Below are 15,149 nucleotides of genomic sequence, written 5' to 3'. Positions count from 1 at the left end.
GCCGCTCGAGCTACGAAGATCAGCGCGGCACCGGATCATGTTTTTCGGCGGCGTCGCGTTCGGCGAAGACCTTGTCGATCAGTCCCCATTCGAGCGCCTGCTGCGCGGACATGAAGTGATCGCGATCCAGGGTCCGTTCCACGTCGGCTTCGGTGCGCCCGCAGTGCTGCGCATAGAGCCGGATGATGCGCCGCTTGGTCTCCTGCATCTCGGTGGCATGGATCAGGATGTCGGACGCCTGGCCCTGGAAGCCACCGAGCGGCTGATGCACGTGGAGGCTCGCATTCGGCAGCGCGGCGCGGTGACCGGGCTCGCCGGCCATCAAAAGGAACGACCCCATCGAGCGCGCCGTGCCCATGCACAGCGTGTGCACCGGCGCCTTGATGAACTGCATGGTGTCGTACATCGCAAGCCCGCTGGTGATCACGCCGCCATAGGAGTTGATGTAGAGGTTGATCGGCTTGTTGGGGTTGTCGGCTTCGAGGAACAGCAGCTGCGCGCAGACCAGGCCGGACATCGCATCATTGACCTCGCCGTTCAGGAAGATGATGCGCTCGCGCAGGAGCCTGGAATAGATGTCGAAGGAACGTTCGCCGCGGCTCGACTGTTCGACGACCATAGGGACGAGTTGCATCATGTCGCGCATCGGCGACCTCCATTGCTGCAGGTGATGAAGTCTCGGTAGGTGAGGTTGAGGATCAGGCCGCGCGCATCATTGTGCGGTTGTTGCTGTTGGCCGGTTGCGGCTGTTTTGCCCTGATGTCGCAGGCTTGCTGGACGATGCGAAACCTTGTGCCGCCGGCCTCGTTCGGCTCGATCCGGAAGGTGACATGGCTTTCGCGAAACGGCGGCTCGGACTCGCGCAGCCGGAAGCGCACCTCTTCGCCAGCGATCGATGACAGGGGTTCAGCGTCCGCGAGATCGCAATCCGGGAGCCAGCGTTCGCGCAGAGCCGGAATGGTCACCGCGCGCCATACTTTTTCAGGCGGTGCATCGAGCTCGTATTCGAGCATCAGGTCGGCGTCGGCATGATCAGGCTCAACTGTGTCGCTCATTGATCCATGTCCTTCAGCAGATCGGAGAGCGCTTCGATGCGCTTCGGCCAATAGGCGCGGTAGCGGGCAAGCCAGGTCCCGATGCTGGCGATGCCGTCCGGGTCGACCTCATAATTCACGAAGCGGCCCTGTCGCTGCTCGCGCACCAGCCCTGCCGCGCGCAGCACCGCCAGATGCTGCGACATTGCCGGTTGGCTGATCTCAAGTCCGTCGCGCAAGGCGCTGGCGTTCAGACTGCCGCCGGCCAGCTTCTCAAAGACCTTGCGGCGGGTCGGATCGGCCAGCGCCTTGAAGATGTCGGTGTCGACCATGACGACACATAAGCATACACTTATGTGTCGTGCAAGCCCGAACCTTGCTCGCGCCGTACTTCGTGACGTCGCGGCGCTCGGGTCCTTTGCATGGGGTTGTTTTACAAATTCGCCCTCGCGGTGGCCGGTGTCGTCGTCCTGGCCCCGTGAGTCCGGCTGCCACCGCCGCCTCGGCTACTTACTGCAGCGCCTCGCCATGCTGGGAGATGTCGAGACCTTCGAGCTCCTGCTGCATCGAGACGCGCAGCGGGACGAAGGCGCTGACCAGCTTGAGCAGCACGAAGGTGACGCCGCCGCACCAGACAAAGGTGACCGCGACGCCGTAGAGCTGGATCAGCAGCTGCTTCGGATTGCCCTCGAGCAGGCCGGACGTGCCGCCGATCGCCGAGGCCGCGAACACGCCGGCAAGCAGCGTGCCGGTCAGGCCGCCGATGCCGTGCACGCCGAACACGTCGAGCGAGTCGTCATACTTGAAGCGATGCTTCAGCCAGGTGCAGGCCCAGAAGCAGACCAGGCCGGCAATGATGCCGATGACGACGCCGTGCCACGGCGCGACGAAGCCGGATGCCGGGGTGATGGTGCCGAGTCCCGCGACCGCACCCGAGATCATGCCGAGCACCGACGGCTTGCGGCGCGTCGCCCATTCGATCGCGCCCCAGGTCAGCGCGCCGGCGCAGGCCGCAAGATGGGTGGCGGTGATCGCCATCACCGCGCGCGAATTGGCCGCGAGCGCCGAACCGCCGTTGAAGCCGAACCAGCCGACCCAGAGCAGGCCGGTGCCGACCACCGCGAGCGACAGATCGAACGGCGAAAGATTGTCATGGCCATAGCCGTGGCGGTTGCCCATCACCTTGGCCGCGACCAGGCCGCTGATGCCGGCGGAGAGATGCACCACAAGACCGCCGGCGAAATCCAGCACGCCCGTTGCAGCGAGGAAGCCGCCGCCCCACACCCAATGCGCCAGCGGCACATAGGCGAAGATGAACCAGCCGATCGAGAACAGCACATAGGCGGAGAACCGCATGCGGTCGGCGACCGAGCCTGCGACCAGCGCCACCGTGATGATCGCGAACGTCATCTGGTACAGCATGAACAGCGCTTCGGGGATGGTCTTCGCCGCCGGATTGATGCTGTCCATGGTGATGCCGGCCAGGAACCAGCGATCGAGCGAGCCGAGCCAAGGACCGTCGCCGACGAAGCTCAGCGAATAGCCGAAGGTGACCCAGAGGATCGAGACGAGCGCAACGGCGGTGAGGCTCTGCGCCATCGTCGCCAGCACGTTCTTCTTGCGCACCATGCCGGAGTAGAACAGCGCCAGTCCGGGGATCGTCATCATCAGCACCAGCGCGGTGGCGACGATCATCCAGGCGGTGTCGGCGGCGTTGACGCCGGAGCTGGATGCCGAATCTTGCGCGAAGGCCGGCGTGGCTTGCGCGAACAGGATTGCAGCAGTGATCGGCGCAGCTGATATCGCTGCACGAAGAGCTCGTGCCCCCATCATCATTCCCCGGCGGTCGTCGTTTCTTGGTGTGCGGTTGTGGCTGCGCCGGCGTCGTTGCCGGCGATGATCTCGATCGTTTTGTTTGGGCATGATCTCCGCGCAAACGCTTTCCGCGTTTGTCGCGAGGGATCAGGCTCCAGGGTTCAGAGCGCGTCGTTGTCGGTCTCGCCGGTGCGGATGCGCAGCGCATGATCGATCGGCGTCACGAAGATCTTGCCGTCGCCGATCTGGCCGGTGCGGGCGTGCTCGGTGATGACGCTGACCGCCTTGTCGGCGAGCTCGGTATCGACGGCGATCTCGATCCGAAGCTTGGGCAGGAAGTTCACGACATATTCGGCGCCGCGATAGATCTCGGTGTGGCCCTTCTGGCGGCCATAGCCCTTCACCTCGGTCACAGTCATGCCGTGGACGCCGATCGCGGTCAGCGCCTGGCGCACCTCATCGAGCTTGAACGGTTTGATGATCGCGACGACGAGTTTCATGGTTCAGGCCTTCATTCCCTTGAGGTTTTCCGTGTGCGCCCGTCCCGGAGCGGCACTTGCCGTCCCGCGAGCCGGCACCTGCTGCCTCCCGGAGCGGCAATTTGCCATCCCTGAGCGGCACTTGCGTCCGCCAAATCTGGCAGCTTTCTGGGCAAATGGCATAAAAAACTTGCAGGCTGAAGCGGAAAACATGCGCAGCGCGTGTGCTCCCTCACTGTACGGAATGGAAACGCTCGGCCACAATGTGGCTTTCCCGCCCCGGCCAGCGCTCTTGCTGGTTCGTTTCGCCTATCGCGTGTCCCTGTGCGCGCGCCCCGAGGAAACAAGAAATGTCGAACCGAAACTGGTTTTATGCATCCGAAGGCCAGCAAAAGGGCCCCCTGCCTGAAACCCAGCTCCGCGACCTGATCACCCGGGGCACGGTGGGGGCCGACACCCTGGTGTGGACCGAGGGCATGGCCGGCTGGCAGAAGGCCGGGGAGATTCCGGGCCTCGTCCCGAGCGCCGGCGCGCCGCCGGTATTTCCGCAAGCCGGCGGACCGCCGCCGGTGGTGGCGTCCGGAAGCTATAGCGGCGGCACGCTGTCCGCCGACTTCCCGATCTGGGGCCTGTTCGGCCGCAGCCTCCTGATGTTCATCGGCCAGATTCTCGTCATCCCGGCGCCGTGGACCGCGACCGGCCTGTACCGCTTTGCGATCCCCTATATCCGCGTGCCGGGCCGGCCGCATTTCGCCTTCACCGGGCAGCCGCTCGACATCTGGTGGGTCTTCATCGTGCTCGGCCTTCTGACCTATGCCGGCGCGGCCGACAGCAACATCGTGACGCTGCTCTCGCTGCTGTTGCAGGGCTTCCTGAGCTGGATGATCGTGCGCTGGATCATCGGCCATCTCAGCTCGAGCGGCCAGGACCTGCCGATCTCGTTCAAGGGCAGCCCGGTCGCCTATGTCGGCTGGTACGTGGCGATGGTGGTCTCGGCCATCACCATCATCGGCTGGGCCTGGGTGCTGACCGCCTGGATGCGCTGGATCTGCCGCAACATCGACGGCACGCGTCGCGAGGTCAGCTTCAATGCGTCCGGCATCGAGGTGCTGTGGCGAACCATCGTGTTCACCATCGCCTGCGGCTTCCTGATCCCGATTCCGTGGGTGCTGCGCTGGTACGGCAACTGGTTCGTCTCGCAATTCGCGCTGACCGAGCGCGGTGCCTACGCCGGCCAGTAAGCGCGACCGCATCGTGCCGACCGGCTTTGTTCGAGCGTGAGGCCTCCGGAAACCGCTCCGCGCTTTTTCCGGATCGCGCTGTGAGCGCTACGCCTTTCGCTCGCGCACCGATCCTTCCTGCGCGACGGACGCCACCAGCGTGCCGTCGGGCTTGAAGATCAGGCCGCGTGTCAGGCCGCGGCCCGACTGCGCGCTCGGCGAATCCTGCGCGTAGAGCAGCCATTCGTCGGCGCGGAACGGGCGGTGAAACCACATCGCGTGATCGAGGCTCGCAGGCATCATGCGCTTGTCGAACAGCGTGCGGCCGTAGCGCGCCATCACGGCATCGAGCAGCGAGAAATCCGACGCATAGGCGAGCGCGCACAGATGCAGCGCGGGATCGTCGGGCAGCTTGGCCGCGGTGCGGATCCAGACATGGATGCGGCCGTCGTCGATCTTCTGGCCGAAATAACGGCCGAGCTCGACCGGGCGCAGCTCGATCGGCCGGTCGCTCTCGTAATAGCGGCGGATGAACTCCGGCATCTCCTTGAACATCGGCTGCTTCGACACTTCCTCCGCGGTCAGCTTCTCCGGCGGCGGCACGTCGGGCATCTTCTCCTGATGATTGAAGTTGCTCTCCTCCTCGGCATGGAACGACACCATGATGGAGAAGATCGCGTTGCCGTGCTGGATCGCGGTGACGCGGCGGGTGGTGTAGCTCTTGCCGTCGCGCAGCCGCTCGACCTGGTAGATGATCGGGATCTGCGGATCGCCGGGCAGAATGAAGTAGCAATGGATCGAGTGCGGCAGCCGGCCCTCGACGGTGCGGCAGGCCGCCACCATTGCCTGGCCGATCACCTGGCCGCCGAACACGCGCTGCCAGCTCGTCTTCGGGCTGTTGCCGCGGAACAAATTCACCTCGAGCTGCTCGAGATCGAGGATGGACAGCAGGTCGATCAGGCTCTTGGACATCGGCGGCTTTCGGTTTGACTTGAACGGTCATTCCGGGGCACGGGCAAGCGTGAACCCGGAATCTCGAGATTCCGGGTTCGATGCTGACGCATCGCCCCGGAATGACGTCCGTTAGGTTCGTGACCTTGTTTCTGGCCCCTGTTTCGCCCAGCTATTATCAGGTAGCAAGCATAGTCTGAGAGCGTGAGGCGCGTAAGGGAAGGGCAATGCCGGCACAGCGAAGTATTGTCATCTGCGGGGGCGCATTTGCAGGGTTGGCGCTGGCCGTGGCGCTGCGCCAGGGGCTCGGGCCCGACATCCCGGTCATCGTGGCCGATCCGGCGCTGAGCCAGCGCCCGAGCCGCGATCCGCGCGCGACCGCGATCGTGGCGGCCTGCCGGCGGCTGTTCGAGACCCTCGGCGTCTGGGGCCAGGTGGCGCCGACGGCGCAGCCGATCACGGATATGGTCGTGACCGACTCCAAGCTGGAGGACGCGACGCGCCCGGTATTCCTGACCTTCGCCGGCAATGTCGCGCCCGGCGAGCCGTTCGCCCATATGGTCGAGAACCGCTATTTGATCGATGCGCTCGCGAGCCGTGCCGAAGCCGAGGGCGTCGAGCTGCGCGCCGCCGCGGTGTCGAGCTTCGCGTCGCGGCCCGACGGCGTCAGCGTTACGCTGGCCGACGGCACCGTGATCGATGCGAGCCTGCTGGTTGCCGCCGACGGCGCCCGCTCGAAGCTGCGCGAGCGCGCCGGGATTGCGACCCATGGCTGGGACTACGACCAGTCCGGCATCGTGGTCACGGTCGGGCACGAGCGCGAACATCACGGCCGCGCCGAGGAGCATTTCCTGCCCGCCGGGCCGTTCGCGATCCTGCCGCTGACCGGTAATCGCTCGTCGCTGGTGTGGACCGAGACGCGCAACGATGCCGCGCGCATTGTCGCCTTGAACGAAGAGCAATTCCACGCCGAGCTCGAGCAGCGCTTCGGTCTGCATCTCGGCGAGATCAAGCCGCTCGACAAGCCGCGCGCCTTCCCGCTCGGCTATTTCGTCGCGCGCTCGTTCATCGCCGAACGGCTGGCGCTGATCGGCGACGCCGCGCATGTGATCCATCCGATCGCGGGGCAGGGGCTCAACATGGGCCTGAAGGATGTCGCTGCGCTCGCCGAGGTCGTGGTCGATGCGGCGCGGCTCGGCATGGACCTCGGCCAGGCCGACGTGCTCGAGCGCTACCAGCGCTGGCGCCGCTTCGATACGATGGCGATGGGCGTCGCCACCAACTCGCTGAACTTCCTGTTCTCCAACGAATCGACGCTGCTGCGCACCGTGCGCGACATTGGCCTCGGGCTCGTCGATCGCGCGCCGCCGCTGAAGGAGATGTTCATCCGCCAGGCGGCGGGACTGTCAGGCGAGGTGCCGCGGCTGCTGAAGGGCGAGGCGCTTTAGCCCTCGTAGCCCGGATGAAGCCGACGGGTCGCACGAATGCGCGCCCGATGGCAGGCTCCGCGAAATCCGGGGCAGACTATCCGGAGTGACACTTTCCCGGATTGCGCTGCGCTTCATCCGGGCTACATCGTCTTCAATCGATCTTTCTCGCCTCTTCCGGCAGCATGATCGGAATGCCGTCGCGGATCGGATAGGCGAGCTTGGCCGAGCGCGAGATCAGCTCCTGCCGCGCGGCGTCGAACTCCAGCGGCCCCTTGGTGATCGGGCACACCAGGATTTCCAGCAGTTTTGGGTCGGCGGTGCTCTCGAGATGGTCGGTCGTGGAATTCATGGGAGTCTCCGGCTCGCCGTGATGTAGCACATCCAAATAAGCGCTGTCAGCGCTTGGCCATCCGCAGCAGTTCATCGATCGCGGCCTGCTGACGCGGCTTCGGCAGCGCCTGCTCGGACAGCGCGTAGCCGATGAACGCCCAGTAGAAGATCTGCGCGCGGCCGCGCGCCACGTCGTCCGGGAATCCGGCCTGCCGCAGCAGGGTTTCGATATAGCCGATCCGGCGCTCGTCGACCTCGAGCACGACGGCGCGCGCCACGGCATCGGCGGTGGCCCAGCTGCGCACCGCGCGTTCCAGCGCCAGCCGCGCCGAGAAGGCACGGCGCAGCAACAGCGCCAGCGCGTCGCCGCCCTCCGGAATGGTCTCGAGCTCGGCGATCACCTGCTCGGCCGCGACCTCGCGCCAATGGGTCAGGATCGCGGCGCGGTAGGCGCCGATGTCGGCGAAATGCCAGTAGAAGCTGCCGCGCGAGACGCCCATGGCCTTGGCCAGCGGCTCGGCCTTGAGCGCCGTGAAGCCGCGCCGCGCCAGCGTCTTCAGGCCCTGATCGAGCCAGTCCTTGACCGAGAGCTGATCCGTCATGGTTCCCCGTCCCGCCGCCACCATACACAAGTGTATTGACAGGCGCCAGCGGCCGGTATCATATCCATACAGTAGTGTATGGAGGCATCGCGATGCGTGATCTTCTGCTGCAGGGCGCCGGCGTCGTCGCCATTCTGGTCAGCCTGATCCATGGCGTGCTCGGCGAGACCAGGATATTCGCGCGCGCCACCGTCGAGCCGCCGCGGCTGCGGCTCTTGCTCCGCCTGGTCTATCAGGCCGGTACCGTCGCCTGGATCGGCGGCGGTGTGCTGCTGATCGCTGCGCCCGCGATGGCCTCCGATGCCGCGCGGCACTGGATCGTGGCGACGCTCGGCGTCGTGTTCGGCATCGCGGCGCTCGCCAACGCGGTGGCGACCCGCGGCCGCCACTTCGGCTGGATGGCGATGAGCGCCGTGGTGGCGCTCGCCGCCGCCGGCTATTAGCGAGGGCGACCATGACGACTGATCGCATCAGCCTCAGCATCGCCGATGGCGTCGCGGACGTCAGGCTCAACCGCCCCGACAAGCTCAATGCGCTCGATCCGGCGATGTTCGCCGCGATCGCCGAGATCGGTGCGCAGCTTGCGGACAACCGCAAGCTCCGCGCTGTGGTGCTCTCGGGCGAAGGGCAGGCCTTCTGCGCAGGCCTCGACATGGAGCGGCTGGTCGCAACGACGGAGGGCGAGTCCATCCTGCCCTTTGCCGATCTCGGCCGGCGGACCCACGGCATTGCCAACTTTGCGCAGCATCTGGTGTGGCTCTGGCGCGAGCTGCCGGTGCCGGTCATCGCCGCCGTTCATGGCGTTGCGTTCGGCGGCGGCTTTCAGCTGATGCTTGGTGCCGACATCAGATATCTCGCACCCGGCACGCGCCTTGCGATCATCGAAGCCAAATGGGGGTTGGTGCCCGACATGGCCGGCACGCAGCTGATGCGTCATCTCGCGCGCGAGGATGTGGTCCGTGAACTCACCTACACCGCGCGCATCTTCTCCGCGGAGGATGCGCTTGGTCATGGCTTCGCCACCCGCATCGTCGAACAGCCGCGCGAGGCCGCGCTGGAGACGGCGCGCGCGATCGCGGACCGCAGCCCGGATGCGATCCGCGCGGCCAAGCGGCTGCTCAATCTTGCAGCCGATCGCGATGCGGCGACCGGACTCGCGGCCGAAACGGCCGAACAGGCGCTTCTGCTCGGCTCGCCCAATCACATCGAGGCCGTCAGAGCGAATCTCGAACGGCGACCCCCGCAATGGAGTTTTACATGACGACTGGCCCGGGCTTCGATCTCGAACGTCTCGTTGCGACCAATGCGTCGGCGGCCTTCAATCGGCTTGCCGGCTTCGAGGTCGTCTCCACCGGCACCGGCACGGTGGAACTGCGGATGCCCTGGCGCGACGATCTCACCCAATATGCGGGTCACCTCCATGCCGGCGTGATCGCGGCGCTGCTCGACGCCGCCTGCGGCTTTGCCGCGGCGTCGATCGCAGGTTCCGTCACCGCATCGCATTTCTCGATGAATTGCCTGAAGCCCGCGCTGGGCCGCTGCTTCATCGCCAGAGGAACCACATTGCGTGCCGGACGCAGGCAGGTCTTCGCGCGCGCGGAACTTTTTGCGGAGAACGAGCAAGGTGAGACCTCGCTGGTTGCAACCGGTGAAACCGTGCTCGTTCCGCTGCCAGGCTGAGCCGCGCGGATCGCGCATCGTTGTGAAATTTATGGAGCCATCAATTTCGGTGCGGAATCGGCTTACGCGCGGATAACCATGCCACTGAAAGTTGCAGAATATTATCGAGAAGACAATTCAATCAGCCTAGCCTGTGCGCACGGACAACCATGGACCGACGCATGTTTCGTGTTCTTACGTGCCTTTCAGGTGAGCATGACTGGCGGCTCGTTCTGCTCGCCGGACTGGTCTGCTTCGTTGCCAGTATTGTGGCCGTCAATATTTTTCATCGCGCAATTGCATCGCAGGCGAGGACCCGGCTGATCTGGATTGCGATCGCGGGAGCCGCCATCGGCTACGGCATCTGGGCAACGCATTTCATCGCCATGCTGGCCTATGAGCCGGGAATCCCGACCGGCTACGGTATCGTCCTCACCGCGCTGTCGCTCGCCGCGGCGATGATGCTGACATCCGGCGGCCTCGGGCTTGCCGCCAGCGACTCCAGCCGCTGGCGCGCGCCGGTCGGCGGCGCCGTGATCGGAGCCGGGATCGCCAGCATGCACTATCTCGGGATGTGGGCGCTGGAAGTACCGGGCCACGTGGTCTGGTCGTTCGATCTCGTGGCGGCCTCCGTCGTGCTCGGCATGCTGTTCGGCTACGCCGCGCTGGCGATCGCGGTGCGCCGTCAGGACCGCTGGATGTCGCTCGTCGCTGCGCTGCTGTTGACGCTTGCGATCGTGTCGCATCATTTCACCGCGATGGGCGCGGTCGAGATCGTTCCGGATCCGTTGCTGGCTCCGGCGGCCCTGTCGCTCTCGCCTGCCTTCCTCGCCATCGTGATCGCCGGTGTGGCGCTATCGGTGCTCGGGATGAGCCTGGTCGGCGTGCTCGCGGATCGCCGGCTGGCGCTTCGCACCCGCCGCTTCGAGGAGATCATCAGCCAGCTTTCGTCGGCGCGACAGCAGGTCGAGGCGTCGCAGAAGGAGCTGGAGGAGCAGAGGTTCCGGCTGGATACGGCGATCAACCACATGGGCGAGGGCCTCTGCATGTTCGATGCGGAGAAGCGCCTCGTCGTCTGCAACGATCGCTACGCCAAGATGTACCGGCTGCCGCCGGAATTGCTGCTGCCCGGCACGGCCCATCGCGCGATCATCAGGCATCGCATCGCCAACGGCATTCTCAAGGGCGAGACCAGCGACAGCGCCGCGACGCAGGTGCTCGCGACACTGAACGCGCTCCCGGCCGGCGAGATCAACAGCCGGGTCGACGAGCTCGCCGACGGCCGGCTGATCTGCGTGACGCGGCAGCCGATGCCCGGCGGCGGCTGGGTGGCGACGCATCGCGACGTCACCGAGCAGCGGCGCTCCGAGGCCAAGATCACCTATATGGCGCAGCATGACGCGCTGACCGATCTGCCGAATCGCGTGCTGCTCAAGGAATGGATGGAGCGCGCGCTGTCCGGTGCCCGGTGCGGCGGACCGAGTCTTGCGGTGCTGATGCTCGATCTCGACCGCTTCAAGGACGTCAACGACACGCTCGGGCATCCGGCGGGCGATGCGCTGCTGAAGTCGGTGGCCGCGCGCTTGCGCAGATCCGTCAGCGATACGACGCTGGTTGCGCGGCTCGGCGGCGACGAGTTCTCGGTGATCGACCATGTCAGCGATCCGGTCACGGAAGCGGGCCTGCTCGCCGAGAAGATCAGGAAGGCGCTCAGCGAGCCGATCGATCTCGGCGATCATCGGGTGACCACCACGACCAGCATCGGCATTGCGATCGCTCCGCGCGACGGCACCGATTCGGACGAGGTGCTGCGCAGCGCCGATCTCGCGCTTTACTCGGCCAAGAGCGGCGGGCGCGGCTCGTTCCGCTTCTTCGAGCCGGAGCTCGATCGGCTGCTGCAGGCCCGCCGCAGCCTCGAGCGCGACATGCGCAGTGCGCTCGCCAATGGCGAGTTCGAGCTGCACTATCAGCCGTTCATCCACGTCGCGAGCGGGGAGACCTGCGGCTTCGAGGCGCTGCTCCGCTGGCACCATCCGCAACGCGGCATGGTATCTCCGGCGCAGTTCATTTCGCTGGCGGAAGAGACCGGCCTGATCGTGCCGCTCGGGGAATGGGTGCTGCGCACCGCGTGCGCGGAGGCCGCCAAATGGCCCGACGACCTCAAGATCGCGATCAACCTGTCGCCTGTGCAGTTCAGGAGTCCGGAGTTGGTCCCGGTGATCGTGCACGCGCTGGCGAGTGCCGGAATTTCGCCGAAGCGCCTCGAGCTCGAGGTCACCGAAACGGCCATCATTCAGGACAGCGAAGCGGTGTTTACCGCGCTTAGCCAACTGCACGATCTCGGGGTGCGGATCGCGCTCGACGACTTCGGCACCGGCTACTCGTCGCTGAGCTTTCTGCAGAAGTTTCCGTTCGACAAGGTCAAGATCGACCGCAGCTTCGTGTCCGAGCTCTCGGGCGCGACCGACGAGTCGCGCCGGATCGCGCGCGCGATCGTGCGCTTTGCCGTCAGCCTCGGCAAGACCACGACGGCCGAAGGCGTCGAAACCAGGGAGCAGCTCGACATCCTCCGCGCCGATGCCTGCGTGGAAGTGCAGGGCTTCCACTTCAGCCCGCCGGTGCAGAGCGAGAAGGTCGCACAGATGATCGGCGGGCGAACCCCGGCAGCGGCCGAACGGCCTACGGTCCGTCTTGCAATGGCGGGTGCCGCGTCCTGATCGATGGGCTGCGCCGGGCGGCCCGATACGCATGAGGCTTAAGGCCGCAGCACGCGGTCAAAACCGATCTGCGCGTGGAGCGCAAAGGTGTTTTGGCGACCGTTAGAATTCCTCTAAAGCCAGCCGTCGCGGCGCTTCCTTGACTTGGCAATCGCGTCAGCATTCGTCACGCATGTGCCCTGCGCGAAGGCGTTGTGGGTAAGATTGTCAACGGAGGGGATATGCGCGTGAGAGTGACTTTGAGCGCTGCGCTTGCAGCATGCGTCCTTGGGAGCGTTCTTGGGCTGACCGGATCGGCGGCGCTCGCCGACGGCTACAAGAATTGCACCAAGCTCGACAAGGCGTCGTGGAAGCCGGCAAGCGAGGCCGAAGCCAAGGCCAAGGCGCTCGGCTACGAGGTGCGCCGGTCGAAAATCGAGGGCTCCTGCTACGAGGTGTACGGCGTCAAGGAAGGCAAGCTCTACGAGCTATTCTACAGCCCGGAAGACCTCAGCCTGAAGCACACGATCGCGAAGTGAAGCAGGCGCGATGACGGAGGCGGCGCGGGGCGCCCGCGGCGCGACCAGCCTGCAGGTCTGGGACCTGCCGCTACGGCTGTGGCACTGGGCGCTCGCCATCCTCGTCCTGGTCGCTTGGGTGACGCCCAGCACCTATGACCGGCTGCACCGGCTGGCGGGTTATTCGGTGATCGCCCTGCTGGCGTTCCGGCTGATCTGGGGCTTTGCCGGCACGCGCTACGCGCGTTTCGGCAGGCTCGGCGTCCGCCTGCGCGCCGCGCCGCGCTACATCTGGAATCTCCGGCGCGGCATCACCGGGCGCTACATCGGACTCAATCCGGCGGGCACCGTGATGCTGGTGGCGCTGCTGTTCCTGCTTGCGATCTCGACAATCACGGGCGTGATGGAGGTCACCGTGACCTTCTTCGGAGTCTGGTGGGTCGAGGACACCCACGCCTATGCCTCGGATGCGGTCATGGTGCTGGTCGGGCTGCATGTGCTCGGCGTCGTCGTGGTCGGTTTGCTGCAGCGTCAGAACCTGGTGCGCGCGATGTTCACCGGCCGCAAGCAGCTGCGCAATCGTTCTTAAGCTGAAGCCGCAACGGAAGTTTACCTCTCCCCGACGGGGAGAGGTGGACGATCGCGGGCCGAGCCGATCCAAACAACAAACGTCTGATCCCGGTCGGTAGCTACTGCACCGGCGGGTCGCCCGAGGTGCGCTTCTTGGCGAGGTCCATCTCGGTGACCGCGATCAGGATCTCGGCGCGGGTCTTCAGGTCCGGCGCCTCGAGCATCGCCTGCTTCTCGGCGGGACCATAGGGCGACATCATCGCCAGCGCATTGACCAGCGCCTCGTTGGGCGCGGACTCGATACCTTCCCAGTCGACCTTCAGATTGTTGGCTTCCAGGAAATCGGCCAGCACTTCGAGCAGCGCCTTGCGGTCGACGGCCTCCTCACCCTTGCGCGCCGTGAAATCGCCGACGAAGGAGAAGAAGTCGACCTTGCACTGCCGGTACGGCGTCTGCACGGTCAGCTCCTCGACCACCTTGAAGCGCGCGACGCCGGTCAGTTCGAGGATGTAGCGGCCGTCGCCGGATTCGGCGAGCTGGGTGATGCGGCCGACGCAGCCGATCCGGAACAGGACCGGCTTCGCCTCTTTCTGCGAATGCGCCACGTCGGGCTGGATCATGCCGATCAGGCGATGGCCGTCGCGCAGCGCGTCGTCGATCATCGCGAGATATCGCGGCTCGAAGATGTTGAGCGGCATCTGGCCGCGCGGCAGCAGCAACGCGCCGGGCAGCGGGAACACCGGGATCACCTCCGGGAGCTCGCCGGGCCCGCGATATTCGGCATTGATCGGCATCTGCGGTCCCGCTGCTGTGACGGGCGTGCTTTACGAGAACAGGATGGTCGACAACCGCTTGCGCCCCTCGACGGTTGCCTCATCGGTGCCGCCCCACGCCTCGAAGAACTGCACCAGCTGCTTGCGCGCGCCGTCGTCGTTCCACTTGCGGTCACGCCTGACGATGGCGAGCAATTGCTCGGTCGCTTCCGTGCGCTTGCCCATCGCATTGAGCGCGGTGGCGAGATCGAATCGGGCCTGATGATCGAGCGGGTTTGCGGCGACTTTCTGTTCCAGCTCCGCGACCGGGCCGACCGCTTCCGCCTGTTCGGCGAGATCGATCGCCGCCTGCACCGCCTTCACCGCGGCGTCGTTGCGCTTGGATTCCGGAACCATCGCCAGCGTCTGCTTGGCCTGCTCCATCGCACCCGACGTGACGTAGCACTTGGCGAGGCCGGCGAGCGCCGCGATGTTGGTGGCGTCGTGCGCCAGCACCTCGGCATAGATCTGCGCGGCCTGGGCGGCGTCGCCCTCGGCAAGCACGGCGTCGGCCTCGGCCAGGATCTCGGTGAGATTGGGCTCGCCGGCGGCCGGCACGCCCTTGGTGATCTTCTCGATGAAGGCGTTGACCTGGCTCTCGGGCACCGCGCCCATGAAGCCGTCGGCGGGTTGGCCGCCCACGAAGGCGATCACGGCCGGGATCGACTGGACGCCCATCTGGCCTGGGATCTGCGGATGCTCGTCGATGTTCATCTTGACCAGCTTGACCCGGCCCTTGGCGTTACGAACCGCCTTTTCCAGGATCGGCGTGAGCTGGCGGCAGGGACCGCACCACGGCGCCCAGAAGTCGATCATGACCGGCTGACGGCGCGATTCCTCGATGACGTCCTTGACGAAGGTCTGGGTCGTCGTCTCCTTGATCAGATCGGGCGCTGCCTCGGGCGTGGGGCCGCCCTGCTCCATTATCGTCACGTTGTCCTCGCCTGCTTCTGAGGTCGGAAATCCGGTGGGCGTTCTAGCACGCCCGGAACGGCACGTTCAGCCGTTCTGTCAGCTAGAGCATGATCCCGGA

Annotated in this window: 18 protein-coding genes; 8 read left to right on the top strand and 10 right to left on the bottom strand. The window is 65.8% G+C overall.

The genetic code is table 11. The features are described from left to right. Positions 1–19: 19 nt before the first annotated feature. From ACVMDN_RS37380 to ACVMDN_RS37360, 5 genes are all read right to left on the bottom strand, one after another. Positions 20–646 (bottom strand): ATP-dependent Clp protease proteolytic subunit, encoded by a 627-nt coding sequence (locus ACVMDN_RS37380; RefSeq protein WP_057020311.1) that lies wholly within the window; start codon positions 644–646, stop codon positions 20–22. Between the two features lie 52 nt (positions 647–698). Next, positions 699–1,055 carry an SRPBCC family protein gene (locus tag ACVMDN_RS37375; RefSeq protein WP_076833645.1) on the bottom strand — a complete coding sequence of 119 codons (357 nt, stop codon included), beginning with the start codon at positions 1,053–1,055 and terminating at the stop codon, positions 699–701. Then, complete coding sequence (locus ACVMDN_RS37370; RefSeq protein WP_016841428.1) at positions 1,052–1,366, bottom strand: ArsR/SmtB family transcription factor; 315 nt, start codon at positions 1,364–1,366, stop codon at positions 1,052–1,054. Before ACVMDN_RS37370 ends, ACVMDN_RS37375 begins: the two co-directional genes overlap by 4 nt. 178 nt (positions 1,367–1,544) lie before the next feature. After that, positions 1,545–2,864: an ammonium transporter gene (locus tag ACVMDN_RS37365; RefSeq protein WP_076833844.1), complete on the bottom strand. Its 1,320-nt coding sequence runs from the start codon at positions 2,862–2,864 to the stop codon at positions 1,545–1,547. Between the two features lie 146 nt (positions 2,865–3,010). Beyond that, positions 3,011–3,349 (bottom strand): P-II family nitrogen regulator, encoded by a 339-nt coding sequence (locus ACVMDN_RS37360; RefSeq protein WP_028335836.1) that lies wholly within the window; start codon positions 3,347–3,349, stop codon positions 3,011–3,013. A 329-nt stretch (positions 3,350–3,678) separates the two neighbouring features. On the opposite strand from ACVMDN_RS37360, the gene ACVMDN_RS37355 reads away from it, so the two are divergent. After that, positions 3,679–4,569 (top strand): DUF4339 domain-containing protein, encoded by an 891-nt coding sequence (locus tag ACVMDN_RS37355; protein WP_076833643.1) that lies wholly within the window; start codon positions 3,679–3,681, stop codon positions 4,567–4,569. 87 nt (positions 4,570–4,656) lie between these two features. Here ACVMDN_RS37355 and tesB read toward each other — a convergent pair whose 3' ends face one another. Further along, positions 4,657–5,520 carry an acyl-CoA thioesterase II gene (tesB, locus tag ACVMDN_RS37350; protein WP_016841424.1) on the bottom strand — a complete coding sequence of 288 codons (864 nt, stop codon included), beginning with the start codon at positions 5,518–5,520 and terminating at the stop codon, positions 4,657–4,659. A 206-nt stretch (positions 5,521–5,726) separates the two neighbouring features. Here tesB and ACVMDN_RS37345 point away from each other — a divergent pair, with 206 nt between their 5' ends. Beyond that, entirely contained in the window at positions 5,727–6,947 is a 1,221-nt protein-coding gene (locus tag ACVMDN_RS37345) for a ubiquinone biosynthesis hydroxylase (protein ID WP_076833641.1), read from the top strand. Between the two features lie 133 nt (positions 6,948–7,080). On the opposite strand, the gene ACVMDN_RS37340 is transcribed toward ACVMDN_RS37345, so the two are convergent. Both ACVMDN_RS37340 and ACVMDN_RS37335 read right to left on the bottom strand, forming a co-directional pair. Next, positions 7,081–7,278 carry a Trm112 family protein gene (locus ACVMDN_RS37340; RefSeq protein WP_018269337.1) on the bottom strand — a complete coding sequence of 66 codons (198 nt, stop codon included), beginning with the start codon at positions 7,276–7,278 and terminating at the stop codon, positions 7,081–7,083. Between the two features lie 46 nt (positions 7,279–7,324). Continuing rightward, positions 7,325–7,861 (bottom strand): TetR/AcrR family transcriptional regulator, encoded by a 537-nt coding sequence (locus ACVMDN_RS37335; protein WP_076833639.1) that lies wholly within the window; start codon positions 7,859–7,861, stop codon positions 7,325–7,327. Between the two features lie 92 nt (positions 7,862–7,953). Here ACVMDN_RS37335 and ACVMDN_RS37330 point away from each other — a divergent pair, with 92 nt between their 5' ends. The 6 genes from ACVMDN_RS37330 (at position 7,954) to ACVMDN_RS37305 (ending at position 13,323) form a co-directional block, all read left to right on the top strand. Beyond that, complete coding sequence (locus ACVMDN_RS37330; RefSeq protein WP_076833637.1) at positions 7,954–8,304, top strand: hypothetical protein; 351 nt, start codon at positions 7,954–7,956, stop codon at positions 8,302–8,304. Between the two features lie 11 nt (positions 8,305–8,315). Beyond that, a complete protein-coding gene (locus ACVMDN_RS37325; RefSeq protein WP_076833635.1) occupies positions 8,316–9,122 on the top strand; it encodes a crotonase/enoyl-CoA hydratase family protein in 807 nt (268 codons plus the stop codon). Beyond that, on the top strand, positions 9,119–9,541 hold the full coding sequence (locus tag ACVMDN_RS37320; protein ID WP_076833634.1) for a PaaI family thioesterase: 423 nt from the start codon (positions 9,119–9,121) through the stop codon (positions 9,539–9,541). The genes ACVMDN_RS37325 and ACVMDN_RS37320 overlap by 4 nt, the downstream gene beginning before the upstream one ends. Before the next feature lie 161 nt (positions 9,542–9,702). After that, positions 9,703–12,237, top strand: coding sequence for a bifunctional diguanylate cyclase/phosphodiesterase (locus ACVMDN_RS37315; protein WP_456835844.1), 2,535 nt, complete (start codon positions 9,703–9,705; stop codon positions 12,235–12,237). Between the two features lie 221 nt (positions 12,238–12,458). Continuing rightward, a complete protein-coding gene (locus tag ACVMDN_RS37310) occupies positions 12,459–12,755 on the top strand; it encodes a PepSY domain-containing protein (RefSeq protein WP_141339861.1) in 297 nt (98 codons plus the stop codon). 10 nt (positions 12,756–12,765) lie between these two features. Beyond that, complete coding sequence (locus ACVMDN_RS37305; protein WP_076833632.1) at positions 12,766–13,323, top strand: cytochrome b/b6 domain-containing protein; 558 nt, start codon at positions 12,766–12,768, stop codon at positions 13,321–13,323. Between the two features lie 100 nt (positions 13,324–13,423). Here ACVMDN_RS37305 and ACVMDN_RS37300 read toward each other — a convergent pair whose 3' ends face one another. Together ACVMDN_RS37300 and trxA are read right to left on the bottom strand one after the other, a co-directional pair. Then, on the bottom strand, positions 13,424–14,098 hold the full coding sequence (locus tag ACVMDN_RS37300) for an LON peptidase substrate-binding domain-containing protein (protein WP_076833630.1): 675 nt from the start codon (positions 14,096–14,098) through the stop codon (positions 13,424–13,426). Positions 14,099–14,128: 30 nt separating this feature from the next. Beyond that, complete coding sequence (gene trxA, locus ACVMDN_RS37295) at positions 14,129–15,049, bottom strand: thioredoxin (RefSeq protein WP_076833629.1); 921 nt, start codon at positions 15,047–15,049, stop codon at positions 14,129–14,131. Positions 15,050–15,149 lie beyond the last annotated feature (100 nt).

The organism is Bradyrhizobium sp. USDA 4510 (assembly GCF_054059095.1).
This window is presented reverse-complemented; position numbering and strand designations above follow the sequence as displayed.

Bases quoted from the DNA above. Each gene is read 5' to 3' on its own strand.
- ACVMDN_RS37380 (WP_057020311.1), bottom strand. From the start codon at position 646: ATGCGCGACATGATGCAACTCGTCCCTATGGTCGTCGAACAGTCGAGC.
- ACVMDN_RS37375 (WP_076833645.1), bottom strand. From the start codon at position 1,055: ATGAGCGACACAGTTGAGCCTGATCATGCCGACGCCGACCTGATGCTC.
- ACVMDN_RS37370 (WP_016841428.1), bottom strand. From the start codon at position 1,366: ATGGTCGACACCGACATCTTCAAGGCGCTGGCCGATCCGACCCGCCGC.
- ACVMDN_RS37365 (WP_076833844.1), bottom strand. From the start codon at position 2,864: ATGGGGGCACGAGCTCTTCGTGCAGCGATATCAGCTGCGCCGATCACT.
- ACVMDN_RS37360 (WP_028335836.1), bottom strand. From the start codon at position 3,349: ATGAAACTCGTCGTCGCGATCATCAAACCGTTCAAGCTCGATGAGGTG.
- ACVMDN_RS37355 (WP_076833643.1), top strand. From the start codon at position 3,679: ATGTCGAACCGAAACTGGTTTTATGCATCCGAAGGCCAGCAAAAGGGC.
- tesB (WP_016841424.1), bottom strand. From the start codon at position 5,520: ATGTCCAAGAGCCTGATCGACCTGCTGTCCATCCTCGATCTCGAGCAG.
- ACVMDN_RS37345 (WP_076833641.1), top strand. From the start codon at position 5,727: ATGCCGGCACAGCGAAGTATTGTCATCTGCGGGGGCGCATTTGCAGGG.
- ACVMDN_RS37340 (WP_018269337.1), bottom strand. From the start codon at position 7,278: ATGAATTCCACGACCGACCATCTCGAGAGCACCGCCGACCCAAAACTG.
- ACVMDN_RS37335 (WP_076833639.1), bottom strand. From the start codon at position 7,861: ATGACGGATCAGCTCTCGGTCAAGGACTGGCTCGATCAGGGCCTGAAG.
- ACVMDN_RS37330 (WP_076833637.1), top strand. From the start codon at position 7,954: ATGCGTGATCTTCTGCTGCAGGGCGCCGGCGTCGTCGCCATTCTGGTC.
- ACVMDN_RS37325 (WP_076833635.1), top strand. From the start codon at position 8,316: ATGACGACTGATCGCATCAGCCTCAGCATCGCCGATGGCGTCGCGGAC.
- ACVMDN_RS37320 (WP_076833634.1), top strand. From the start codon at position 9,119: ATGACGACTGGCCCGGGCTTCGATCTCGAACGTCTCGTTGCGACCAAT.
- ACVMDN_RS37315 (WP_456835844.1), top strand. From the start codon at position 9,703: ATGTTTCGTGTTCTTACGTGCCTTTCAGGTGAGCATGACTGGCGGCTC.
- ACVMDN_RS37310 (WP_141339861.1), top strand. From the start codon at position 12,459: ATGCGCGTGAGAGTGACTTTGAGCGCTGCGCTTGCAGCATGCGTCCTT.
- ACVMDN_RS37305 (WP_076833632.1), top strand. From the start codon at position 12,766: ATGACGGAGGCGGCGCGGGGCGCCCGCGGCGCGACCAGCCTGCAGGTC.
- ACVMDN_RS37300 (WP_076833630.1), bottom strand. From the start codon at position 14,098: ATGCCGATCAATGCCGAATATCGCGGGCCCGGCGAGCTCCCGGAGGTG.